The sequence below is a fragment of the Pseudomonas sp. NY11955 genome, from assembly GCF_048068035.1.
Taxonomy (GTDB): Bacteria; Pseudomonadota; Gammaproteobacteria; order Pseudomonadales; family Pseudomonadaceae; genus Aquipseudomonas.
In genome coordinates this window covers 172,332-194,719 of record NZ_JBLUPS010000005.1, presented here as the reverse complement: position 1 = coordinate 194,719, position 22,388 = coordinate 172,332, and the positions used below count along the sequence as shown (strand labels likewise).

Annotated in this window: 19 protein-coding genes; 4 read left to right on the top strand and 15 right to left on the bottom strand. The window is 63.3% G+C overall.

Going from position 1 to position 22,388, the window contains the following annotated elements; all coding sequences use genetic code 11:
• Positions 1-39: 39 nt before the first annotated feature.
• Both ACNFBR_RS11765 and ACNFBR_RS11760 read right to left on the bottom strand, forming a co-directional pair.
• Complete coding sequence (locus ACNFBR_RS11765) at positions 40-882, bottom strand: mechanosensitive ion channel family protein (RefSeq protein WP_416735062.1); 843 nt, start codon at positions 880-882, stop codon at positions 40-42.
• A gap of 114 nt (positions 883-996) precedes the next feature.
• Positions 997-1,482: a YajQ family cyclic di-GMP-binding protein gene (locus tag ACNFBR_RS11760; protein WP_003251890.1), complete on the bottom strand. Its 486-nt coding sequence runs from the start codon at positions 1,480-1,482 to the stop codon at positions 997-999.
• A gap of 100 nt (positions 1,483-1,582) precedes the next feature.
• On the opposite strand from ACNFBR_RS11760, the gene ACNFBR_RS11755 reads away from it, so the two are divergent.
• From ACNFBR_RS11755 to ACNFBR_RS11745, 3 genes are read left to right on the top strand one after another with little or no spacing between them, the layout of a single operon-like run.
• On the top strand, positions 1,583-2,500 hold the full coding sequence (locus tag ACNFBR_RS11755; protein WP_416735061.1) for a putative 2-dehydropantoate 2-reductase: 918 nt from the start codon (positions 1,583-1,585) through the stop codon (positions 2,498-2,500).
• 37 nt (positions 2,501-2,537) lie between these two features.
• Entirely contained in the window at positions 2,538-4,568 is a 2,031-nt protein-coding gene (locus ACNFBR_RS11750) for an ATP-binding protein (protein WP_416735060.1), read from the top strand.
• Position 4,569: 1 nt separating this feature from the next.
• The gene (locus tag ACNFBR_RS11745; RefSeq protein WP_416735059.1) at positions 4,570-5,136 is read left to right on the top strand and encodes a cob(I)yrinic acid a,c-diamide adenosyltransferase; all 567 of its coding nucleotides are present in this window, start codon (positions 4,570-4,572) and stop codon (positions 5,134-5,136) included.
• A gap of 58 nt (positions 5,137-5,194) precedes the next feature.
• On the opposite strand, the gene ACNFBR_RS11740 is transcribed toward ACNFBR_RS11745, so the two are convergent.
• The 4 genes from ACNFBR_RS11740 to secA form a co-directional block, all read right to left on the bottom strand.
• Positions 5,195-6,139: a Nudix family hydrolase gene (locus ACNFBR_RS11740; protein ID WP_416735058.1), complete on the bottom strand. Its 945-nt coding sequence runs from the start codon at positions 6,137-6,139 to the stop codon at positions 5,195-5,197.
• Positions 6,136-6,768 (bottom strand): glutathione S-transferase family protein, encoded by a 633-nt coding sequence (locus ACNFBR_RS11735; RefSeq protein ID WP_416735057.1) that lies wholly within the window; start codon positions 6,766-6,768, stop codon positions 6,136-6,138. The genes ACNFBR_RS11740 and ACNFBR_RS11735 overlap by 4 nt, the downstream gene beginning before the upstream one ends.
• Positions 6,769-6,895: 127 nt before the next feature.
• Complete coding sequence (gene argJ, locus ACNFBR_RS11730) at positions 6,896-8,113, bottom strand: bifunctional glutamate N-acetyltransferase/amino-acid acetyltransferase ArgJ (RefSeq protein WP_416735056.1); 1,218 nt, start codon at positions 8,111-8,113, stop codon at positions 6,896-6,898.
• A gap of 194 nt (positions 8,114-8,307) precedes the next feature.
• Positions 8,308-11,043, bottom strand: a complete 2,736-nt coding sequence (gene secA, locus ACNFBR_RS11725) for a preprotein translocase subunit SecA (protein WP_416735055.1) — start codon at positions 11,041-11,043, stop codon at positions 8,308-8,310.
• A 390-nt stretch (positions 11,044-11,433) separates the two neighbouring features.
• On the opposite strand from secA, the gene ACNFBR_RS11720 reads away from it, so the two are divergent.
• Positions 11,434-11,889 (top strand): DUF721 domain-containing protein, encoded by a 456-nt coding sequence (locus ACNFBR_RS11720; protein ID WP_416735054.1) that lies wholly within the window; start codon positions 11,434-11,436, stop codon positions 11,887-11,889.
• Between the two features lie 47 nt (positions 11,890-11,936).
• On the opposite strand, the gene lpxC is transcribed toward ACNFBR_RS11720, so the two are convergent.
• The 9 genes from lpxC to murD all read right to left on the bottom strand — a co-directional run bounded on the left by lpxC (position 11,937) and on the right by murD (position 22,385).
• Positions 11,937-12,848 (bottom strand): UDP-3-O-acyl-N-acetylglucosamine deacetylase, encoded by a 912-nt coding sequence (lpxC, locus tag ACNFBR_RS11715; RefSeq protein ID WP_003251873.1) that lies wholly within the window; start codon positions 12,846-12,848, stop codon positions 11,937-11,939.
• Positions 12,849-12,960: 112 nt separating this feature from the next.
• The gene (ftsZ, locus tag ACNFBR_RS11710) at positions 12,961-14,157 is read right to left on the bottom strand and encodes a cell division protein FtsZ (protein ID WP_003251871.1); all 1,197 of its coding nucleotides are present in this window, start codon (positions 14,155-14,157) and stop codon (positions 12,961-12,963) included.
• Between the two features lie 55 nt (positions 14,158-14,212).
• On the bottom strand, positions 14,213-15,475 hold the full coding sequence (gene ftsA / locus ACNFBR_RS11705; RefSeq protein WP_416735053.1) for a cell division protein FtsA: 1,263 nt from the start codon (positions 15,473-15,475) through the stop codon (positions 14,213-14,215).
• 14 nt (positions 15,476-15,489) lie between these two features.
• Positions 15,490-16,359 carry a cell division protein FtsQ/DivIB gene (locus tag ACNFBR_RS11700; protein ID WP_012274056.1) on the bottom strand — a complete coding sequence of 290 codons (870 nt, stop codon included), beginning with the start codon at positions 16,357-16,359 and terminating at the stop codon, positions 15,490-15,492.
• Between the two features lie 5 nt (positions 16,360-16,364).
• Complete coding sequence (locus ACNFBR_RS11695) at positions 16,365-17,321, bottom strand: D-alanine--D-alanine ligase (protein ID WP_416735052.1); 957 nt, start codon at positions 17,319-17,321, stop codon at positions 16,365-16,367.
• The gene (gene murC, locus ACNFBR_RS11690) at positions 17,318-18,766 is read right to left on the bottom strand and encodes a UDP-N-acetylmuramate--L-alanine ligase (protein WP_016713564.1); all 1,449 of its coding nucleotides are present in this window, start codon (positions 18,764-18,766) and stop codon (positions 17,318-17,320) included. The genes ACNFBR_RS11695 and murC overlap by 4 nt, the downstream gene beginning before the upstream one ends.
• Positions 18,759-19,838: an undecaprenyldiphospho-muramoylpentapeptide beta-N-acetylglucosaminyltransferase gene (gene murG, locus ACNFBR_RS11685; RefSeq protein ID WP_416735051.1), complete on the bottom strand. Its 1,080-nt coding sequence runs from the start codon at positions 19,836-19,838 to the stop codon at positions 18,759-18,761. Before murG ends, murC begins: the two co-directional genes overlap by 8 nt.
• Entirely contained in the window at positions 19,828-21,042 is a 1,215-nt protein-coding gene (gene ftsW / locus ACNFBR_RS11680; RefSeq protein WP_416735050.1) for a putative lipid II flippase FtsW, read from the bottom strand. The genes murG and ftsW overlap by 11 nt, the downstream gene beginning before the upstream one ends.
• Positions 21,039-22,385, bottom strand: a complete 1,347-nt coding sequence (murD, locus tag ACNFBR_RS11675; protein ID WP_416735049.1) for a UDP-N-acetylmuramoyl-L-alanine--D-glutamate ligase — start codon at positions 22,383-22,385, stop codon at positions 21,039-21,041. The genes ftsW and murD overlap by 4 nt, the downstream gene beginning before the upstream one ends.
• Positions 22,386-22,388 lie beyond the last annotated feature (3 nt).

Below are 22,388 nucleotides of genomic sequence, written 5' to 3'. Positions count from 1 at the left end.
AAGCCGGGGACGCGAAGCGGCCCCGGCTTCACCACGGCGTTACTGCACTGCAGTCTCCTGCACCACACGAATCACCCGCTGCGGAAACGGAATATCGATCCCTTCGGCCTTCAACCGGTCACGCGCGTGCTCGTTGAGCATGAACATCACGTCCCAGTAATCGGAGGTCTTGGTCCACAAGCGCAGCGATACGGTGATCGAGCTGTCGCCCAGCGTCGCCACGACCGCCTGCGGTGCCGGGTCCGCCAGCACACGCGGGTCCTTTGCCAGTTCCAGCAGCACGTTGCGGGCCTTCTGCAGGTCGGCCTCGTAATCCACACCGACATCGAACACCACTTTGCGCGTCGGCTGACGGTTGGTATTGGTGATGATGCCGTTGGACAGGCTGCCGTTGGGCATGATGACAGTCTTGTTGTCACCGGTGCGCAGCACGGTGTGGAAGATCTGGATGCTGTCGACGGTGCCGGCAACGCCCTGGGCTTCAATCCAGTCGCCGATGCGGAACGGGCGGAACATCAGAATCAGCACACCCCCGGCGAAGTTCGCCAGGCTGCCTTGCAAGGCCAGACCGATGGCCAAACCAGCAGCACCGATGGCGGCGACGAACGAGGTGGTCTCGATGCCGATCATCGACGCCACGCTGACCATCAGCAGCACCTTCAGCACGATGTTCGCCAGGGTGCTGATAAAGCCCTGCAGCGCCAGGTCAGCGTTGCGCAGGCCAACCAGCTTGCCGAGACGGGCGCTGACCTTGTTGATGATCCACCAGCCGACCGCTAGGGTCAGCAGCGCCAGCAGCACACGGCTGCCGTATTCCATGATCAGGGGGATCCAGGTTTGTGATTGGCGGACGAGCTGATCGACCTCAGCGTTCAAATCCATATTCATCTCCTGATGCCGAGCGGCAACTACACGGTAGAACAGGCCGCGCGTGTTTACGCAGCCCCGGCCCCCATGGACATCATTTGGCCATCGGGGTTCCGGGCCGCATCCGCATCAGTCGCGGAAGTTGTTGAACTGCAGCGGCATGTCGAATTCCTTAGTGCGCAGCAGGGCAATGGCTTCCTGCAGGTCGTCACGCTTCTTGCCGGTTACGCGTACCTGCTCGCCCTGGATGGCGGCCTGCACTTTGAGCTTGCCATCCTTGATGGTGGCAACGATCTTTTTCGCCAGGTCCTTGTCGATGCCCTCGCGGAACTTGGCTTCCTGTTTCTTCTCCTTGCCGGAAGCGTACGGATCCTTGGTTTCCAGGCACTTCACGTCGATCTTGCGTTTGACCAGTGCCAGGCGCAGGATTTCCAGCATCGCTTCGAGCTGGAACTCTTCCTCGGCGGTGAGCATCACGGTCTGCTCCTTGTCCTTGAACTCGAAGGTGCCCTTGCCCTTCAGGTCGTAACGGCGATCAAGTTCCTTGATAGCGTTATCAACGGCGTTCTGCACTTCGTGCTTGTCCAGTTCCGATACCACGTCGAACGAAGGCATGGTTGTTCTCCCAAAATAAAAGCGCGCTCAGGCTGAAGATGGAGCGCGCTGGGTTTGACGGTTAAAATGCGGGCTCATTATAACGGGTTGCGAAACGCATATGAGCAGCACCTGGCATATTCTCGGCGCCGGTAGCCTGGGCAGCCTGTGGGCTTGCCGCCTGGCACGCGCAGGCAAGGCGGTGCGCCTGATCCTGCGAGATGGGCAACGGCTGCAGGCTTATCAGCAGGCCGGCGGCCTGACACTGGTCGAACAGGACCAGGCCCGGCACTACGCCATCCCTGCCGAAACCGCGCAGGCGCAAGGCCCGATCCACCGCCTGCTGGTGGCTTGCAAGGCCTATGATGCCGCCCCGGCGATTGCCGCTGTAGCGCCACGGCTGGCCATGGGCGCCGAATTGCTGCTGCTGCAAAATGGCCTGGGCAGCCAGGATGAAGTCGCAGACCTGGTACCGCACGCTCGCTGCATCTTCGTCTCCAGCACCGAAGGGGCCTTCCGTGAGGGGGACTGGCAGGTGCGTTTTGCCGGCCATGGCTTCAATTGGCTGGGCGATCCACGTCACCCCACGATCCCAGCCTGGTTCGATGACCTGCACGAAGCAGGTATTCCTGCCGAATGGACGGTGGACATTCTCACCCGCTTGTGGCGCAAACTGGCGCTCAATTGCGCCATCAACCCGCTGACTGTGCTGCACGACTGCCAGAATGGCGGGCTACTGGGGCACCTGGGTGAAGTGCAGGCCCTGTGCGTCGAGCTGGCCCAACTGCTGCGCCGCTGCGGCCAGCCGCAAGCTGCCGAAGCGCTGGACGAAGAAGTGCAGCGGGTGATACTCGCCACCGCAGCCAACTACTCTTCCATGTACCAGGACGTGCGCGCGGGCCGGCGTACCGAGTTGCACTACCTGCTCGGCCACGCCTGCCGTGCCGCAGGTCGTCACGGCCTGCAGCTGCCGCAGCTGGAACACCTGCTGCAGCGCCTGGTCGAAAACCTGCGCGTGCGTGGCTTGCCCTGCGACTGACGCGGCCCATCAACCGGATACGGACATTGCCTAGCCCATGACCTTGCGCCAACGCCTGGAAAACCTCCCGGTCGGGCAGAAGCTGCTGGCGGCCCTGCTGGTATTGCTGGTGACCATCCTGCTGGTAGCCAACCTCACCTTCATCAGCGCCGCCTACTGGATCACCCAGGAAAGCATGGCGCCGCAGGCACTGCAGACCATCGGTCGGCTGGTGGCCAACCCGCAGCTCGCTGCCCGCGCCGGTGACAACCCGGATACCGCCAGCGCGTTGCTCAAGGAGCTGGACAGCTATACGCCCCTGCGCGCTGCGGCCATCTACGGTGGCGATGGCCGCATGCTTGCGCAACTGCAGCATGGCGAGCCGCTGGCCCTGCCCAAGCGTTTTCGCAACATCGACGGCTGGCGCCTGATGGAGTTTCGCAGCACCCAACTGATCCGAATTCCGCGCGACGCCAACCCACCGGCACACTTGCTGCTGGTAGCCAGCAGCGAGCTGCCCACCGCCTTCTACACCGGCACCCTCAGCGCCAGCTTGGGCATCCTGGTGTTCAGCATCCTGTTATGGATCGTCATCGCACGGCAGATCAAACGCCTGATCACCCAACCAATCAACCAGCTTGAGGAACTCAGCCGCCAGGTAACCCGTGAGGAGAGCTACGCGTTGCGCGCCCGGCGCGGCAACGACGATGAAATCGGCAGCCTGGCCGAGGCGTTCAATACCATGCTGTCGCGTATCGAGGCCCGTGAGCAGCAGCTCAAGCGCGCCCGTGACGAGTTCCAGGACGCCTATGACCAGGCTCAGGGCCTGGCTGAGGAAACCCGCCACACCAACCGCAAGCTGGAACTGGAAGTGCAGGTGCGCAGCAAGATCGAGAAGAAGCTCACCGGCTTCCAGAATTACCTCAACAGCATCATCGACTCGATGCCCTCGGCACTGATCGCCCTCGACGAACAGCTTTACGTGACCCAGTGGAACCAGGAAGCCACGGTGCTTTCCGGAACGCCCCTGGACGAAGCGCTGAACCAGCCAGTGTTCATCGCCTTCGAGCCACTCAAGCCATTCCTGCCACAACTCAAGGAAACCGTGGAAAAGCACCGGGTGGCGAAGATCGAGCGTGTCACCTGGCCCAAGGGCGACGACCTGCGCCACTACGCCCTGACCTTCTACCCACTGACCGGCGGTGGCGGGCGCGGCGTGGTCATCCGGATCGACGACATCACCCAGCGCCTGTCGCTGGAAGAAATGATGGTGCAATCGGAGAAAATGCTTTCGGTCGGTGGCCTGGCTGCCGGCATGGCGCACGAAATCAACAACCCGCTGGGCGCCATTCTGCACAACGTGCAGAACATACGCCGGCGCCTGTCGACCGACCTGCCGCGCAACCAGGACCAGGCCGAAGAGCTGGGCATCGACCTGGCCACGATCAACCGCTACCTGGACAGCCGCGAGGTGCCACAACTGCTCGACGGCATTGCGCAAGCCGGTGCCCGGGCGGCGAAGATCGTGACCCACATGCTCAGCTTCAGCCGCCGCAGCAACCGCCAACTGGTGCCTTGCGAGCTGCCGGCACTGATCGACCAGGCACTGGAAATTGCCGGCAATGATTTTGACCTGACCATTGGTTTCGACTTCAAAGGCCAAGCCATCGTGCGCCAGTTCGACCCCGACCTGGGGCCGGTGCCCTGCACTGCCAACGAGCTGGAGCAAGTGCTGCTCAACTTGCTGAAAAACGCCGCCCAGGCCATCCACCAGCGCCCGCAACCGAGTGAGCCCGGGCGCATCACCCTGCGTACCCGGCTGAACCCGCCATGGGCGGAAATCCAGGTCGAGGACAACGGCGTCGGCATGCCCGAGGCGGTGCGCAAGCGCACCTTCGAGCCGTTCTTCACCACCAAGGAAATCGGCCAGGGCACTGGGCTTGGCCTATCCGTCTCGTACTTCATCATCACCAATAACCATAAGGGGCAGATGGAAGTGCAATCCACGCCCGGCCAGGGCACCTGCTTTACCCTGCGCCTGCCCCTGAGCCAGCCGGCAGCGGCGGCACCGACCAGAACGGAGCAATGAAATGGGCTACCGCCTCTCGAAGATCTATACCCGCACCGGTGACAAAGGCGAAACCGGCCTGGGCGACGGCCGCCGAGTGCCCAAAGACCACCCGCGGATCGAGGCGATTGGCGAGGTGGACAGCCTGAACAGCCAGCTGGGGGTGCTGCTGGCGGGGCTGGCCGAGCGAGGGCTGGATGAGGTGAGCGAGGTATTGGCGCCGTGTCAGCACCGCTTGTTCGACCTGGGCGGCGAGCTGGCGATGCCCAGTTACCAGGCATTGAACCTGGCGGAGGTGGAGCGCCTGGAGGCGGCCATCGATGTGTGGAACGAAGAGCTGGGGCCGTTGAAGAATTTCATTTTGCCCAGTGGCTCGGCGCTGGTGGCGCAGGCGCATGTGTGCCGCAGCCTGGCGCGCAGTGCGGAGCGGCGGTGCCAGCAGTTGAATGCGGTGGAGCCACTGGAAGGCGTTGGGTTGGCGTATATCAACCGGCTTTCCGACCTGCTGTTCGTGGCAGCGCGCATCATAGGCCGGCGGCAAGGGGTGGCTGAAGTATTGTGGCAACCTGCCGAGAAGCCAAAAGGCTGAAATTGACGCGATTCCCTGTGGGAGCGGGTTTACCCGCTCCCACAGGGGCCCAATTGACTCAGATTTCAGGCCAGAACGCCCGAATCCCGGCCACGCCCTGTGCTCCCGCGTCCCAGGCCTGCTCGCGCTCACCCGGCCCTACCCCGCCCAACAGGTAAACCGGTTTGTTGAACCCGGCAATCAAGCGCTGCGCCTGATCCCAGCCCAGTGGCACCGCCTCGGGGTGGGTCTGGGTCGCCTGCACGGGCGACAAGGTGACAAAGTCCACGCCCATCTGCTCGGCCAGCGCCAGCTCCTCGGCGCTGTGGCAGGACGCTGCCAGCCAACGCTCCTTGGGAAACGGCCGGCCCTTGGCGGCGTACTTGCGCAGTTGCGCGGCCGTCAGGTGCCAACCGGCCGCGGGGAAATCACCCAGCCATTCCAGCGGCCCCTTGAGCATCAACTGCGCCTTGCCCGCACACAGCCCGACCGCATCCACCGCCACGTCGCGGTACTTGGGGTCGTACATGTCCGGGGCACGCAACTGGATCAGGCGAATGCCATTGGCCACTGCTTTCTGGATGCCCTTGAGCATCTGTGGCACTTCCAGGCCATCCGGGGTAATCAGGTACTGGTCCGGCAGCCGCGCGGCGGCAACGATCGGCTTGTTGGCTTCGGGGAATGCGTACTGCGGCAAGTCGCGCGGGGCAACCCATTCCAGCGGCTGGCCCTCGGCACCATGCGGTTCGCCAGTAAAGGCATCCACCTCGCGCACGTCCAGCAGCACCTGTTTGTCCGGGTAGTCATGGCTAACCTTGATCAGCGCACGCGAACGGCTTACCTCGATGCCCAGCTCTTCGCGCAGCTCGCGGGCCAGCGCCGCTTCGACGCTTTCGCCGTCTTCCACCTTGCCGCCGGGAAACTCCCACAACCCGCCCTGGTGCTGGGTGTCGGCACGGCGTGCGATCAGAATCCGGCCGTCAGCACCGCGAATGACGGCGGCTACTACATGAATCCGCTTCACACTTCACGCTCCGCCAGGCCAGCCTGCTGCCAGGCCTGGAAGGCTGGCCACTGATAAATGGTCTCGATGTAGGCTGCCGCCTCTGCTGGCACCTCCACGCGGTAGGTGCGCAGGCGCACGGCCACCGGGGCGAAGAAAGCATCGGCCAGGCTCGGTTTACCGAACAGGAACGGGCCATTGTCCTTGGCCACCAGGCGGCATTCGGACCACAGCGCGACAATGCGATCGATATCGATTTGTACGTCCAGCGGCACGCTGTCCAACGCCTGGTCGCGCGACAGGTCGAACGGCATGGCACCGCGCAAGGCAAAGAAACCGCTGTGCATCTGTGCACAGGCCGAACGGGCCTGGGCACGCGCCGCCACATCGACTGGCCACAGCTGGGCCTCGGGGTGGCGTTCGTTGAGGTATTCGGCAATGGCCAGCGAGTCGGCGATCACACCGTGCTCGGTCTTGAGCAGCGGGACCTTGCCGGTGGCGGAATAGGCGAGGATGCGCTGACGGGTATCAGGCTGGTTGAGTTTGATCAGGGATTCTTCGTAGGGTACGCCGGCCAGCTCGAGGGCCAGGGCGCCACGCAGCGACCAGGAGGAGTACAGCTTGTCGCCGATGATCAGGTGATAGCTCATGGTTCGGCTCCATTCGGTTGGAATGTCGGGGGCTGCTTTGCAGCCCTTCGCGGCACAAGGCCGCTCCTACAGCGATTGTAGGAGCGGCCTTGTGCCGCGAAAGGGCCGCGACGCGGCCCCATTTGAATCAGGTACGGTACTCGGCGTTGATCTTCACGTACTCGTGGGACAGGTCGGTCGTCCAGATGGTTTCGCTGCACTGGCCACGGCCCAGTTCGATACGGATGGTGATCTCTTCCTGGGCCATCACTGCCGAACCCTGCGCTTCGGTGTAGCTCGGGCTGCGGCCGCCTTTGCTGGCGATGCACACGCTGTCCAGATATACGTCGATCAAGCTCACGTCCAGTTCCGGTACACCGGCACGCCCTACGGCGGCGAGGATACGGCCCCAGTTCGGGTCGGAGGCGAACAGCGCGGTCTTGATCAGCGGCGAGTGGGCCACGGCGTAGCCGACATCCAGGCATTCCTGGTGGTTACCACCACCGTTGACCTGCACGGTCACGAACTTGGTCGCGCCTTCGCCGTCACGGACGATGGCCTGGGCCACTTCCATGCACACTTCGAACACGGCCTTTTTCAGCGCTTCGAACAGCGCGCCGCTGGCTTCGGTCACTTCCGGCAGGTTGGCCTTGCCGGTGGCGATCAACATGCAGCAGTCGTTGGTCGAGGTGTCGCCATCGATGGTGATGCGGTTGAACGACTTGTTGGCGCCGTCCAGCATCAGGTCCTTGAGCACCGCTGGGGCAACCTTGGCGTCGGTAGCGATGTAGCCGAGCATGGTGGCCATGTTCGGGCGGATCATGCCTGCACCCTTGCTGATGCCAGTCACGGTAACGGTCACGCCATCGTGCTGGAACTGACGGCTGGCGCCCTTGGGCAGGGTGTCGGTGGTCATGATGCCGGTGGCGGCTTCGGCCCAGTGGTTTTCCGACAGGTTGTCGAGGGCGGCCTGCAGCGCACCTTCGATCTTCTCGACCGGCAATGGCTCGCCGATTACCCCGGTGGAGAACGGCAGTACCGACTCGGCGGGTACGCCAGCCAGCTCGGCCAGCTTGGCGCAGGTGCGCTCGGCGGCAGCCAGGCCTGGAGCACCGGTACCGGCGTTGGCGTTACCGGTGTTGGTCAGCAGGTAGCGCACGGTGCCCTGTACACGCTGTTTGGACAGAATCACCGGTGCCGCGCAGAACGCGTTGAGGGTGAACACGCCCGCTACGCTGGAGCCTTCGGCACAGCGCATGACCACCACATCCTTGCGCCCCGGGCGCTTGATGCCGGCAGAAGCGATGCCGAGTTCAAAACCCGGAACCGGGTGCAGGGTGGGCAAAGGACCAAGACCAACAGCCATTAGAGCGCTCCTAGAAAAACGGTGAAATGATGATGGAAGAGCGGGGCCGCTTCGCGCCCCATTCGCGGCACAAGGCCGCTCCCACAAGGGCATCGCAGCCTAGGATGCGGCGCGGTCCTTGTGGGAGCGGCCTTGTGCCGCGAATGGGCCGCACGGCGGCCCCGGATTTGTCACGTTACTGCGAGTGGATCAGATCACTCGATCTGCCCGTGGCAATGCTTGAACTTCTTGCCCGAACCACACCAGCACGGTTCGTTGCGGCCCAACTTCTGGTCGTTACGTACTGGCGCAGCGGCTACCGCCACTTCGGCACCCTCTTCGCTCAGTTGCTCGCTTTCCAGGCCCGGTGCGGCGGCGTGCTGGAATTGCATGCGGCTGGCCAGCTCTTCGGCCTCGCGGCGCAGGCGAGCTTCCTCTTCGACCGGGTCTTCGCGGCGAACCTGTACGTGCGACAGGACGCGAATGGTGTCGCGTTTGATCGACTCCAGCAGCTCCTGGAACAGGCTGAACGACTCGCGCTTGTACTCCTGCTTCGGGTTCTTCTGCGCATAGCCGCGCAGGTGAATGCCGTGACGCAGGTGGTCCATGGTCGACAGGTGGTCTTTCCACAGGTCGTCCAGCACGCGCAGCAGGATCTGCTTCTCGAAGGTACGCAGCGCTTCGATACCCGCCTGGTCTTCCTTCTCGGTGTAGGCAGTGGTGATCTCGTTCAGCAGCTTCTCGCGCAGGGTCTCTTCGTAGAGGTGATCGTCCTCGTCGAGCCACTGCTGAATCGGCAGCTTCATGGCGAAATCGCTGGCCAGCGAAGCTTCCAGGCCGGCCACGTCCCACTGCTCGGGCAGCGACTGCGGCGGAATGTGCTGGCTGATGGTAGCGTCCAGGACTTCCTGGCGGAATTCGACGATGGTGTCGCCGATGTTCTCGGCGGCCAGCAGGCTGTTGCGCATGTGGTAGATCACCTTGCGCTGCTCGTTGGCCACGTCGTCGTATTCGAGCAATTGCTTACGGATATCGAAGTTGCGGCCTTCGACCTTGCGCTGGGCCTTCTCGATGGCGTTGGTGACCATGCGGTGTTCGATGGCCTCGCCCGACTGCATGCCCAGCGCCTTCATGAAGTTCTTCACCCGATCAGAGGCGAAGATGCGCATCAGGCTGTCTTCCAGGGACAGGTAGAAGCGGCTGGAGCCCGGGTCGCCCTGGCGGCCGGAACGGCCACGCAGCTGGTTGTCGATACGGCGCGATTCATGACGCTCGGAAGCGATTACGTGCAGGCCACCGGCCTCGATCACCTGCTGGTGACGCTTCTGCCAGTCGGCCTTGATCTGGGCGATCTGTTCGGCGCTTGGGTTTTCCAGGGCAGCCACTTCGGCTTCCCAGTTACCACCCAACAGGATGTCGGTACCACGGCCCGCCATGTTGGTGGCGATGGTCAGGGCACCCGGAGCACCTGCTTGCGCGATGATCTCGGCTTCTTTTTCGTGGTACTTGGCGTTCAGTACCTTGTGGTCGATGCCTTCCTTCTTGAGCAGGTTCGACATGTGCTCGGAAGTTTCGATGGTCGCGGTACCCACCAAGATCGGCCGACCCTTGGTCATGCTTTCCTTGATGTCGGCAATGATCGCGGCGTATTTCTCGTCGGCGGTCAGGTACACCAGGTCGTTGAAGTCCTTGCGCGCCAGCGGCTTGTTCGGCGGAATGACCATCACGTTGAGGGCGTAGATCGACTGGAACTCGAACGCTTCGGTGTCGGCGGTACCGGTCATGCCGGACAGCTTGGTGTACAAGCGGAAATAGTTCTGGAAGGTGGTCGAAGCCAGGGTCTGGCTCTCGGCCTGGATGTTCAGGTTCTCCTTGGCCTCGATAGCCTGGTGCAGGCCCTCGGACAGGCGACGGCCCGGCATGGTGCGGCCGGTGTGCTCGTCGATCAGCAGGACCTGGCCTTCCTGGACGATGTACTCGACGTTGCGGTGGAACAGTTTGTGCGCACGCAGACCGGCGTAGACGTGAGTCAGCAGGCCCAGGTTGTGGGCGGAGTACAGGCTCTCGCCTTCGGCCAGCAGACCGGCTTGGGTCAGCATCTCTTCGATGAACTGGTGACCGGCTTCGTTCAGCTCGACCTGGCGGCTCTTCTCGTCGATGGTGAAGTGGCCTTCCTGGGTGACCTGGCCTTCGACTTCTTCGATGTGCTGGGTCAGGCGCGGGATCAGGCGATTGATCTCGATGTACAGCTTGGAGCTGTCTTCGGCCTGGCCGGAAATGATCAGCGGGGTACGCGCTTCGTCGATCAGGATCGAGTCGACTTCGTCGATCACGGCGAAGTTCAGTTCACGCTGGAACTTCTCGTCCTGGCTGAACGCCATGTTGTCGCGCAGGTAGTCGAAACCGAATTCGTTGTTGGTGCCGTAGGTGATGTCGGACGCATAAGCGGCGCGCTTTTCTTCCGGCGGCTGGAAGGCCGAGACGATACCGACCGACAGGCCGAGGAATTCGTACAGAGGGCGCATCCAGTTGGCATCGCGGCGGGCCAGGTAGTCGTTGACGGTGACCACGTGCACGCCCTTGCCGGACAATGCGTTGAGGTACACGGCCAGGGTACCGACCAAGGTCTTGCCTTCACCGGTGCGCATTTCTGCGATCATGCCCTCGTGCAGGGTCATGCCACCGATCAGCTGCACGTCGAAGTGGCGCATGCCCATTACGCGCTTGCCGGCCTCACGGGCCACGGCGAAGGCTTCGGGCAGCAACTGGTCCAGTGTCTCGCCTTTGGCCAGGCGCTCCTTGAACTCTGCGGTCTTGCCCCGCAGTTGCTCGTCGGAGAGGGCCACCATCTTCTCTTCGAAGGCATTGACGATACTCACCGTCTTGAGCATGCGTTTGACTTCACGCTCGTTCTTGCTTCCAAAAAGTTTTTTTAACAAAGGCGCAAACATATCGGCAGGATCTTCCACACGTAGGGATGGAGGGCGGCCCCATGAGTCGCCCGTGCAGCCCTGAGGCCGCATGCGAACGAGCATTCTACCCGGAAACGATGGTGAGGAAAGTGGTGGATTTCCACGATGCTATTACAGCGTTTTGGCGGGGGCTTGTTTTAGATAGGGGCATTTTCCCTGAGTTCAAGGCCCGGGTTCATGAAAGGTATCGAGAATGACTCGTATCTTTTATTGCCTGTGCCGGCCTCTTCGCGGGCACGCCCGCTCCCACAGGATCAACACTGGCTCCAGGTTGGCGGCACACCTGTGGGAGCGGGCATGCCCGCGAAGGGACCGGCGCAGGCTATAGAGGTGTTAAACTGCTGATCTTGTCACCTCATGCATATACCCATGGCCTACAAACCCTCCCCCGCCCAGCAACCCTCCGCGCTGCTGCGCCAGGTGCGCCCGTTGCGCCTGCTGCTGAACCAGGCCGAGCGCCTGGAGCACCTGCAGCGCCTGCTGGAAAGCCAGTTGCAACCGGCTGCCCGCGAGCACTGCCATGTGGCATCGTGGCGCGACGGCACCTTGTTGCTGGTGGTAACCGACGGCCATTGGGCAACCCGCCTGCGCTACCAGCAAAAGCGCTTGCTGGCGGCATTGCAGGCCATGGAAGCATTCGGCAACCTCAGGCGCATCCTGTACAAGGTGCAGCCGCCATTGGTGCCAGCCAAGCGTGGCGGGCATGCTGCTGAGCTGTCGAACAGCGCGGCCGAGAGCCTGCGCGACACCGCCGAGGGCATCACCGACCCCAAGCTGCGCGCAGCGCTGGAACGGCTGGCAGCCCACGCTCAGGACAAGCCATAAAAAAGGCCACCCGAAGGTGGCCTTAATGAACTAGAGAGTGTTCGAACTTACACGGCCGCAACAGGGCGCATGTACGAGATCGGTGCCGTGCTGGCATCTTCGAAAGTGACCACTTCCCAGGCATCGGTTTCAGCAATCAGCTTGCGCAACAGCTGGTTGTTCAGCGCGTGGCCGGACTTGAAGCCCTTGAACTCGCCGATCAGGCTGTTGCCCAGCAGGTACAGGTCGCCGATGGCGTCGAGGATCTTGTGCTTGACGAATTCGTCTTCGTAACGAAGGCCGTCTTCGTTGAGCACGCCGTCCTCATCGACCACGATGGCGTTCTCGACACTGCCACCCAACGCAAGGTTGTGCTTGCGCAGGTACTCGATGTCACGCATGAAGCCGAAGGTACGCGCGCGGCTGACTTCCTTCACGAACGAGGTGCTGGAAAAGTCGACGCTGGCGCTCTGGGTCCGGTTGCGAAGCACCGGGTGATCGAAGTCGATCTCGAAGCTCACCTTGAACCCTTCGAAAGGCAGGAACGTGGCGCGCTTGTCGCCCTCCTCCACGGTTACCTCACGCAGGATGCGGATGAACTTCTTGGCTGCGTCCTGTTCTTCCAGGCCGGCAGACTGAATCAGGAATACAAAAGGACCGGCGCTGCCATCCATGATCGGCACTTCCGAGGCGGAGAGCTCGACGTAGGCGTTATCGATGCCCAGGCCCGCCATGGCGGAGAGCAGGTGCTCGACCGTATCGACCTTGACGTCACCGTTGACCAGCGTCGTCGACATGGTTGTCTCGCCGACGTTGGCCGCACGCGCAGGGATTTCGACCACAGGGTCGAGATCGGCGCGGCGGAAGACGATGCCGGTGTCAACAGGTGCAGGCTTGAGGGTCAGGTAAACCTTCTCCCCGGAGTGCAGACCGACACCTGTGGCACGGATGGTATTCTTCAGGGTGCGTTGTTTAATCATGGCATTGGCCGCTTCAGCGCAAATTGCGAACAGGTATCAACAAAGGCTGGGGATGATAACAGACCCAACCTTTGATGAATACCAATCACCTTTATACCCCTGATAAATTCCATTAATCAGCCTGACGACGCAGGAATGCCGGGATATCGAGGTAGTCCAGGTCATCCTGAGGGTTCAGTTTAGCGGCTGCGGCAGCACCTGCATGGGCCTGATTGCGCATCACCGTCGGGCGCTCCAGGTCACGGTAGTTGACCGCTGGCTGCTCCTGACGCACCGGCGCAGGATTGGACGCTTCATAGGCCTGCTGAGCGGTCTGCAGGGTGTTGTCGACCACCTTCACAGGCTTCTCGATGCGCGCGCCCAGACCAGTGGCCACCACGGTCACGTGCAGTTCGTCGCGCATGTCCGGGTCGATCACGGTGCCGACCTTGACCATGGCGTGGTCGGAGGCGAAGGCTTCGATGATGCTACCCACGTCGGAGTATTCACCCAGCGACAGGTCCGGGCCTGCGGTGATGTTCACCAGGATGCCGCGGGCGCCCTGCAGGTTGACGTCTTCCAGCAGCGGGTTGCGGATCGCTGCCTCGGTGGCTTCACGCGCACGGTTCGGGCCGCTGGCGCAGCCAGTACCCATCATGGCCATGCCCATTTCACCCATCACGGTACGTACGTCGGCGAAGTCGACGTTGATCATGCCTGGGCGCTTGATGATGTCGGAGATACCGCGCACGGCACCGGCCAGTACATCGTCTGCCTTGGCGAAGGCGGACAGCAGGCTGGCATCCTTGCCCAGGATGGTCAGCAGCTTCTCGTTGGGGATGGTGATCAGCGAGTCGACGCTTTCAGCCAGCATGCGGATGCCTTCATCGGCGATCTGCATACGTTTGCGGCCTTCGAACGGGAACGGACGAGTCACCACGGCAACGGTGAGAATGCCCATTTCCTTGGCCACTTCGGCGATGATCGGCGCTGCACCGGTACCGGTACCGCCGCCCATGCCAGTGGTGATGAACACCATGTTGGTGCCCTGCAGCACTTCTGCGATGCGCTCACGGTCTTCCAGCGCAGCCTGACGGCCGACTTCTGGATTGGCACCGGCACCCAGGCCCTTGGTCACGCCAGTGCCCAATTGCAGGATGGTGCGCGCGCCAATGTTTTTCAGCGCCTGGGCATCGGTGTTGGCGCAAATGAATTCCACGCCTTCGATGCTGCTCTTGACCATGTGGTTGACGGCGTTGCCGCCACCACCACCAACGCCGATCACCTTGATGACCGGACTTTGCGGGACGTTGTCTACGAGCTCGAACATTTTCCCTCTCCTTACAGTTCTCTAGTTGTTGCGCCTACCACTACTGCTTTGAAACTTAGAAGTTGCCCTGGACCCATTTCTTGAAGCGTTCAAGCACTGGGGCCTTCGGTTCATCGCCATAGCTGTTGTTGCTGCTGTTGCTGTTACCGGTCAGGATCAAGTCCTCGGACTGCTTCAGCAGGCCATAGGTGAGCAAGCCCACGCCGGTGGAATAGATCGGGTTGCGTACCACGTCGCTCAGCCCCCGAACGCTGTGCGGTACGCCCAGGCGTACCGGCATGTGGAAGATTTCCTCGGCCAGTTCCACGGCACCTTCCATCTTCGCGGTGCCGCCGGTGAGGACGATGCCGGCCGGTACCAGGTCTTCGTAGCCGCTGCGGCGCAGTTCGGCCTGGATCAGGGTGAAGAGCTCGTCGTAACGTGGCTCCACCACCTCGGCCAGGGCCTGGCGCGACAGCTCGCGCGGCGGGCGGTCGCCGACGCTCGGCACCTTGATGGTCTCGCCGGCGCCAGCCAGTTTGGCCAGGGCGCAGGCGTAGCGGATCTTGATTTCTTCGGCGTACTGGGTCGGCGTGCGCAGGGCCATGGCGATGTCGTTGGTCACCTGGTCGCCGGCAATCGGGATGACCGCGGTGTGACGGATGGCGCCCTCGGTGAAGATGGCGATGTCGGTGGTGCCGCCACCGATGTCCACCAGGCACACGCCCAGCTCTTTTTCATCATCGGTCAGTACCGAGTAGGCCGAAGCCAGCTGCTCGAGGATGATGTCGTCTATTTCCAGGCCGCAGCGGCGCACGCACTTCTCGATGTTCTGCGCCGCGTTGACCGCGCAGGTGACCACGTGAACCTTGGCTTCCAGACGTACGCCAGACATGCCCAGTGGCTCGCGCACGCCTTCCTGGTTGTCGATCACGTAGTCCTGCGGCAGGGTGTGCAGCACGCGCTGGTCGGCCGGAATCGCCACGGCCTGGGCAGCGTCGAGTACGCGCTCCAGGTCGGCCAGGCTGACCTCGCGATCGCGGATGGCGACGATGCCGTGGGAGTTCAGGCTGCGGATGTGATTACCAGCCACACCGACGAACGCCGAATGGATGCGGCAGCCGGCCATCAATTGCGCTTCTTCGACGGCGCGCTGAATCGACTGCACGGTGGACTCGATGTTCACCACCACGCCTTTTTTCAGGCCGCGGGACGGATGGGTGCCGATCCCGACGATTTCCAGGGTGCCGTCTTCGCCCACTTCGCCCACCAGCGCCACCACCTTGGAGGTGCCAATGTCCAGCCCGACGATCATTTTGCCGCTATGCGCGTTTGCCATGGTCCTGCCTCTCTCTAATTCTTCGCAACGGCGGGTTGGGCCGTCGTCGGTGCAATCGGTTCCCGCCAACCAACGGCAAGTCCGTTGGAATAACGCAGATCAATGCGGGCGATAGTGGTGATCTGGTCTTTGAGTGTCTTGTCGTATATGGCAATGAAACGGCGCATCTTCTCCACCAGATGGTCGCGCCCCAGCAGCAGCTCGATGCCTGGCCCCGCGCTGCTCGCACCGGTGGTCAGGAACCAGCTGCCTCGCTCGCGCAGCTCCAGGCGAGCGATGGAGAAGCCCAGGGGGCGCAGCATCTGGCTCAATACCTGATACTGCTGCATGACTTGTTGCTGAGCACGCTGCGGCCCGGCCAGCTGCGGCAGGTGCTCGTAGTTGGCCAGCTCGCGCGGGGTGAACGCCTGGCCCTGGTTGTTGAGCAGGGCTTCGTCGCCCCAGCGCGCCACCGGCAGTTGTTCTTCCAGGCGGATAACCACCTCGTCAGGCCACACCCGGCGTACTTCGGCGTGGGCGATCCAGGGCATCTGTTCGAGTTCAGCCCGCATCGCTGGCAGGTCGACGCTGAAGAAGCTCGCCGCCACGTAGGGCGCGATACGCTGCTGCACCGATTGCTGGCTGATGTAGCTGAGGTCGCCCTGCACGTCGATCTTGGTGATCGGCCGGTCGGCGTACGGCATCAGGCGAATGGCGCCCTCGTAGGCACCAAAGCCGGCCGCCACCAGCAGCACCGGCCACAGCAGGCGCTTGAGGCCGCCCAGGCTTGGCCGCGGCAGGCGCGCCGATACGGGCTCGTCGGCCACCAGCCGGCTGGCACCACGCGGCACCGGCTTGCTACGGCCGGTAACGGGTTGCTGCTGACGTATCATCGCGCCTTGCATGGTTGTTAACCTCGCGTCGCCACGCTTTCGGCCAGGATCGCCAGCACCAGTTGCTGGAAGTCCAGACCGGCCGCGCGGGCCGCCATAGGCACCAGGCTATGATCAGTCATGCCAGGTGCGGTGTTGACTTCGAGCAGCCAGAACCGGCCCTGCTCGTCCTGCATCACGTCCAACCGCCCCCAGCCTTCGATGCCAATGGCATCGCAGGCGCGTGCGGTCAGGTCGATCAGTTCCTGTTCCTTGACGCTATCCAGGCCGCACGGGATGCGGTACTGGGTATCGTTGGCGATGTACTTGGCGTCGTAGTCGTAGAACACGTGCGGCGTACCCAGGGCGATCGGCGGCAGCACCTGCCCGCGCAATACCGCGATGGTGAACTCCGGGCCGTGGATCCACTGCTCCACCAGTACCTGGGAATCGTATTTGGCGGCGTCCTGCCAGGCGGCGACCAGTTCCTGGGCGCTGTTCACCTTGGCCATGCCGATGCTAGAGCCTTCATGGGCGGGTTTGACGATAAGCGGGAAGCCCAGTTCCGTAGCGGCCTGCAAACAATCGCTTTCGCTCGCCAACACCGCGTGGCGCGGGGTGGGGATGCCCAGGCTCTGCCACACCTGCTTGGTGCGCAGCTTGTCCATGGCCAGCGCCGAGGCAAGGATGCCGCTGCCGGTGTAGGGGATACCCAGGCACTCCAGCAAACCTTGCATGCTGCCGTCTTCACCGCCACGGCCGTGGAGGATGATGAAGGCGCGGTCGATCTTTTCGCTTTGCAGGCGCGCGAGCAGGTCGTCACCGACGTCGATGGCCACCACGTCGACACCGGCGGTGGTCAGCGCGTCGATCACCGCGGCGCCAGACTTCAGCGACACTTCACGCTCGGCGCTCTTGCCACCGTACAGCACGGCGACACGGCCGAACGCCTTGACGTCCAGGGTCGAGTGCAACTTGTCGTAGGCGCTGGTCATTTCGACTTCTCCTGCTTGGCGCCTGCGAACAGCGGGCTTTTCATCAACTGCGGTGCCAGGCCGCCGACATCACCGGCACCCTGGCAGATCAGGATGTCGCCAGCGCGCAGCAATGGCTTGACCAGCGGCGCCAGCTCGGCGCCACGCTCGATGTAGATCGGGTCCAGCTTGCCGCGCTGGCGGATGCTGTGGCACAGCTGACGGCTGTCGGCACCGGGAATCGGCTCTTCGCCGGCCGGGTAGACTTCCATCAGCAACAGCACGTTGGCATCGCCCAGCACCTGGACGAAATCGTCGTACAGGTCGCGGGTGCGGCTGTAGCGGTGCGGCTGGTAGACGATCACCAGGCGGCGGCTTGGCCAGCCACCGCGCACGGCCTTGATCACCGCGGCCACTTCGGTCGGGTGATGGCCGTAGTCGTCGACCAGCATCACGCTGCCGCCTTCGACCGGCAGCTCGCCGTATACCTGGAAGCGACGGCCGACACCCTGGAAGCCGGACAGGCCCTGGATGATGGCCTCGTCAGTGATGCCTTCGTCAGTGGCGATGGCGATGGTGGCCAGGGCGTTGAGCACGTTATGGTTGCCCGGCATGTTGACCGACACTTCCAGCGGCTCGCGGTCGCGGCGCAGCACGGTGAAGTGGGTCTGCATGCCCTGCTGACGCACGTTGATGGCGCGGATGTCGGCCTCTTCGCTGAAGCCATAGGTCACCGTCGGGCGCTTCACCTGCGGCAGGATCTCGCGCACGACCGGGTCGTCCAGGCACATGACCGCCAAACCATAGAACGGCAGGTTGTGCAGGAACTCGACGAAGGTTTTCTTCAGCTTGTTGAAGTCACCTTCGTAGGTCGCCATGTGGTCGGCGTCGATGTTGGTGACCACGGCCACCATCGGCTGCAGGTGCAGGAAGCTGGCATCGCTTTCGTCAGCTTCGGCGATCAGGTAGCGGCTGGTGCCCAGCTGGGCGTTGGTACCGGCAGCGGTCAGACGGCCACCGATGACGAAGGTCGGGTCCAGGCCACCGGCGGCGAACACCGAAGCCAGCAGGCTGGTGGTGGTGGTCTTGCCGTGCGTGCCGGCAACGGCAACGCCGTGGCGATAGCGCATCAGCTCGGCGAGCATCTCGGCACGCGGCACCACCGGAATGCGCCGCTCCAGCGCGGTGGCAACTTCCGGGTTGGCCGGGTTGATGGCGCTGGACACTACCAGCACATCGGCGGTGGCGGCGTTCTCGGCGCGGTGGCCGACGAAGATCTCGGCGCCGAACGATTCCAGGCGCTCGGTGACCGGCGAGGCTTTAAGGTCGGAACCGGACACTTCATAGCCCAGGTTCAGCAGCACTTCGGCAATGCCGCACATGCCCACGCCGCCGATGCCGACGAAGTGAATACGGCGAATGCGGCCCATCTTCGGCTGGGGCATGGCTTTCTGGCTCTCAACCATGGGCCACCTCCAGGCAGATATCGACCACGGTGCTGGTTGCGGCAGGTTTGGCCAGGCGCCGTGCGGTGCCTGCCATGACGTTGAGTTTCTCGGGTTGCATCAGCACCTCGTTCAGGCGTTCAGCGAGCTGCGCTGCGCCAGTTGTCGCTTGTGGCATCAGGAAGGCAGCGCCTTCGCGGGCCAGATATTGGGCGTTGTGGGTCTGGTGGTCGTCGATCGCGTGGGGCAAAGGCACCAGCATCGAAGGCAGGCCTGCTGCCGCCAGCTCGCTGACGGTCAGGGCACCGGCCCGGCACACCACCATGTCGGCCCAGCCATAGGCTTGGGCCATGTCTTTGATGAAGGGCTCTACCTGAGCCGCGACACCCGCCTCGTGATAACGCTCGGCGGTGATCGGCGCGTGTTGCTTGCCGGCCTGGTGGAACACCTCTGGCCGCAGCGCGGCAGGCACTTCGGACAGGGCCTTAGGCAACAATTTGTTCAAGGGTTCCGCACCCAGGCTGCCACCGAGCACCAAAAGGCGTGCACGGCGCTCGGCCAGGGGCGCGCGTTGCGCGTCCATGAACAGCTCCGGGCGCACCGGGTTGCCGGTGGTGCGACGCTTGTCGCTCGCCTCGAAGGTGTTCGGGAAAGCTTCGCAGACCCGCGCCGAGAGTGGCACCAGCAGCCGATTGGCGGTACCGGCCCGGGCGTTCTGCTCGTGGATCACCAGCGGCACGCCGCACAGCCGCGCAGCCACGCCGCCAGGGCCGGTCACGTAGCCGCCAAAGCCCAGTACGCATACTGGCTTGAGCTGACGAATGATACGTCGAGCCTGCAACACGGCCTTGACCAGCGTGAACGGCGCCTTGAGCAGCGACAGCTTGCCCTTGCCGCGCAAGCCGCTGACCTGGATCAGGTGCAAGGGCAAGCCAGCCTGTGGCACCAACTCGTTCTCGATGCCCCGTGGGGTGCCCAGCCAGTGCACGCTGTAACCGCGCGCCTGGAACTCACGTGCACAGGCCAGCGCCGGGAACACGTGGCCCCCGGTGCCGCCGGCCATGATCAATACATTTTTGCCGTCAGCGGCCATGACTGGTCTCCTCGGCAAAATCGCTTTCGCTGAATTCGTGTTCCTCGCTGCCCAGGTGCGTGCGGCTTTCCCACTCGATGCGGAGCAACAAGCCCACACAGGCGCAGCAAATCACCAGCGAGCTGCCCCCGTAGCTGAGGAACGGCAGGGTCAGGCCCTTGGTCGGCAGCAGGCCGACGTTCACCCCGATGTTGATCAGGAACTGGCCGATCCACAGGAACGCCAGGCCGAAGGCCACATAGGCGGCAAAATACTGCTTGGCCTTCTCGGCCCACAGACCGATGTACAGGGCACGCACGGTGACGAACACGAACAGTGCGATGGTCACCAGCGAACCGACCACACCCAGCTCTTCGGCCAATACCGAGAACACGAAGTCGGTGTGCGCTTCGGGCAGGTAGAACTGCTTCTGCACGCTGTTGCCCAGGCCCACGCCCAGCCACTCGCCACGGCCGAAGGCAATCAGTGCCTGGGTCAGCTGGTAGCCCGAACCGAACTGGTCGGACCACGGGTCGGTGAAGGTAATGAGGCGCGCCATCCGGTAAGGCTGTGCCTGTACCAGCACGAAAACCGCCAGCACCGCCAGCACCACCATCAGGCTGAAACGGAATAACCCTACCCCGCCAAGGAACAACATGGCCGCCGCGGCGCCCATCATCACCACGGTGGCGCCGAAGTCCGGCTCCATCAGCAACAGGGCAGCCATGGGCAGCAGCACGATGAACGGTTTGAAGAAGCCCATCCAGGTTTCACGCACTTCGGTCTGCCGGCGCACCAGGTAACCGGCCAGGTAAACGACCACGAAGACCTTGGCGATTTCCGAGGGCTGGACGTTGAAGAAGCTGAACCCAATCCAGCGCATGGAGCCGTTCACTTCACGGCCGATACCTGGCACCAGCACCATTACCAGCAGGCCAAAGGCGCCCAGCAGCATCATGAAGCCCATGCGCTGCCAGGTGGCGATCGGCACCATCATGGTCGCGCCGCAGGCAACCAGGCCAAGGAACACGTACACCAGGTGGCGGAACATGTGATAAAGCGGGTTACCCGACTGCACCGCAGCCACTTCCGAGGACGCCGAGGTGATCATCACCAGGCCCAGGCCCAGCAAGGCCAGGCAGCCGGCGAGCATCGGGAAGTCCAGGTCGATGCCACGACCGCTGATCAACGGCGACGGATAGGGCTTGAGGATGCCGAAAATCATGCAAGGCCTCCCGCTGCCTGGGCGAACAGGCGGCCGCGCTCTTCGAAGTTCTTGAACATGTCCAGGCTGGCGCACGCCGGCGACAGCAGCACGGCATCGCCGGCCTGGGCCAGCTCGGCACACTGCTGCACGGCTTCGTCGAGGGTCTTGACCCGCACCAGCGGCACGTCATCGCCCAGGGCTTCGGCCAGACGCTCGGCGTCACGGCCCAGCAACACCACGGCGCGGCAGAAGCGCTTGACCGGTTCACGCAAGGCAGTGAACTCGGCGCCTTTGCCGTCGCCACCGGCGATCAGCACCAGTTTGCCTTCGATATCCGCACCCAGGCCTTCGATGGCCGCCAGGGCAGCACCGACGTTGGTGGCCTTGGAATCGTCGTACCAGTGCACGCCATTACGCTCGCGCACCCACTGGCAGCGGTGGGCCAGGCCACCGAACTCGCGCAGGGCTTCGAGCATGGGCTCGAACGGTAGGCCGGCAGCGTGCCCCAGGGCCAAGGCTGCCAGGGCGTTGCTCTGGTTGTGAGCGCCGCGAACCTTCAGCTCGCGCGCCGGCATCAGCGCCTGGAACTCGAATGCCAGGTATTTTTCGCCGTCCACTTCGCGCAGGCCAAAGGCCTTGAAGTCCGGCTGGTTGAGGCCGAAGGTCCAGCATGGGCGGCCTTCCACCGGCAGCGGCCGGCTCAGGGCGTCCTGACGATTGACGACAACCTGTTTGGCACCACGGAATATCCGGTGCTTGGCCAGGTGGTAGGCCGGCAGCCCGCTGTAGCGGTCCATGTGGTCTTCGCTGATGTTCAGCACCGTGGCCACTTCGGCGTTGAGCTGGTCGGTGGTTTCCAGCTGGAAGCTGGACAGCTCCAGCACATACAGCTCGACATCGTCGGCCAGCAGGTCCAGAGCCGGGGTACCGAGGTTACCGCCCACGGCCACACGTTTGCCGGCCTTGGCGGCCATCTCGCCGACCAGGGTCGTGACGGTGCTCTTGGCGTTGGAACCGCTGATGGCAATGATCGGCGCCTTGGCGTGGCGGGCGAACAGCTCGATATCGCCGGACAGCTTCACGCCACGCGCGGCCGCTTGCTGCAGGGCCGGGGTGGCCAAGGCCAGGCCCGGGCTTACGTACAGCTCGTTGGCGCGGCACAGGAAGTCCACGTCCAGTTCACCACAGCGCACTTCCACCTGCGGGTAATCACGGCGCAGGGCATCCAGTTCCGGCGGTTGCTCGCGGGTGTCGGCGACCGCAAAGGCAATGCCCCGGCTCGCCAGGAAGCGAACCAGGGACATGCCGCTCTTGCCGAGGCCGACAACGATGCGGAATTGGTCGGAAGCGATCAAAGACACGCT

Excerpts from the sequence above, each read along its gene's own strand:
- ACNFBR_RS11765 (WP_416735062.1), bottom strand. The coding sequence starts at position 882 with ATGGATTTGAACGCTGAGGTCGATCAGCTCGTCCGCCAATCACAAACC.
- ACNFBR_RS11760 (WP_003251890.1), bottom strand. The coding sequence starts at position 1,482 with ATGCCTTCGTTCGACGTGGTATCGGAACTGGACAAGCACGAAGTGCAG.
- ACNFBR_RS11755 (WP_416735061.1), top strand. The coding sequence starts at position 1,583 with ATGAGCAGCACCTGGCATATTCTCGGCGCCGGTAGCCTGGGCAGCCTG.
- ACNFBR_RS11750 (WP_416735060.1), top strand. The coding sequence starts at position 2,538 with ATGACCTTGCGCCAACGCCTGGAAAACCTCCCGGTCGGGCAGAAGCTG.
- ACNFBR_RS11745 (WP_416735059.1), top strand. The coding sequence starts at position 4,570 with ATGGGCTACCGCCTCTCGAAGATCTATACCCGCACCGGTGACAAAGGC.
- ACNFBR_RS11735 (WP_416735057.1), bottom strand. The coding sequence starts at position 6,768 with ATGAGCTATCACCTGATCATCGGCGACAAGCTGTACTCCTCCTGGTCG.
- argJ (WP_416735056.1), bottom strand. The coding sequence starts at position 8,113 with ATGGCTGTTGGTCTTGGTCCTTTGCCCACCCTGCACCCGGTTCCGGGT.
- secA (WP_416735055.1), bottom strand. The coding sequence starts at position 11,043 with ATGTTTGCGCCTTTGTTAAAAAAACTTTTTGGAAGCAAGAACGAGCGT.
- ACNFBR_RS11720 (WP_416735054.1), top strand. The coding sequence starts at position 11,434 with ATGGCCTACAAACCCTCCCCCGCCCAGCAACCCTCCGCGCTGCTGCGC.
- lpxC (WP_003251873.1), bottom strand. The coding sequence starts at position 12,848 with ATGATTAAACAACGCACCCTGAAGAATACCATCCGTGCCACAGGTGTC.
- ftsZ (WP_003251871.1), bottom strand. The coding sequence starts at position 14,157 with ATGTTCGAGCTCGTAGACAACGTCCCGCAAAGTCCGGTCATCAAGGTG.
- ftsA (WP_416735053.1), bottom strand. The coding sequence starts at position 15,475 with ATGGCAAACGCGCATAGCGGCAAAATGATCGTCGGGCTGGACATTGGC.
- ACNFBR_RS11700 (WP_012274056.1), bottom strand. The coding sequence starts at position 16,359 with ATGCAAGGCGCGATGATACGTCAGCAGCAACCCGTTACCGGCCGTAGC.
- ACNFBR_RS11695 (WP_416735052.1), bottom strand. The coding sequence starts at position 17,321 with ATGACCAGCGCCTACGACAAGTTGCACTCGACCCTGGACGTCAAGGCG.
- murC (WP_016713564.1), bottom strand. The coding sequence starts at position 18,766 with ATGGTTGAGAGCCAGAAAGCCATGCCCCAGCCGAAGATGGGCCGCATT.
- murG (WP_416735051.1), bottom strand. The coding sequence starts at position 19,838 with ATGGCCGCTGACGGCAAAAATGTATTGATCATGGCCGGCGGCACCGGG.
- ftsW (WP_416735050.1), bottom strand. The coding sequence starts at position 21,042 with ATGATTTTCGGCATCCTCAAGCCCTATCCGTCGCCGTTGATCAGCGGT.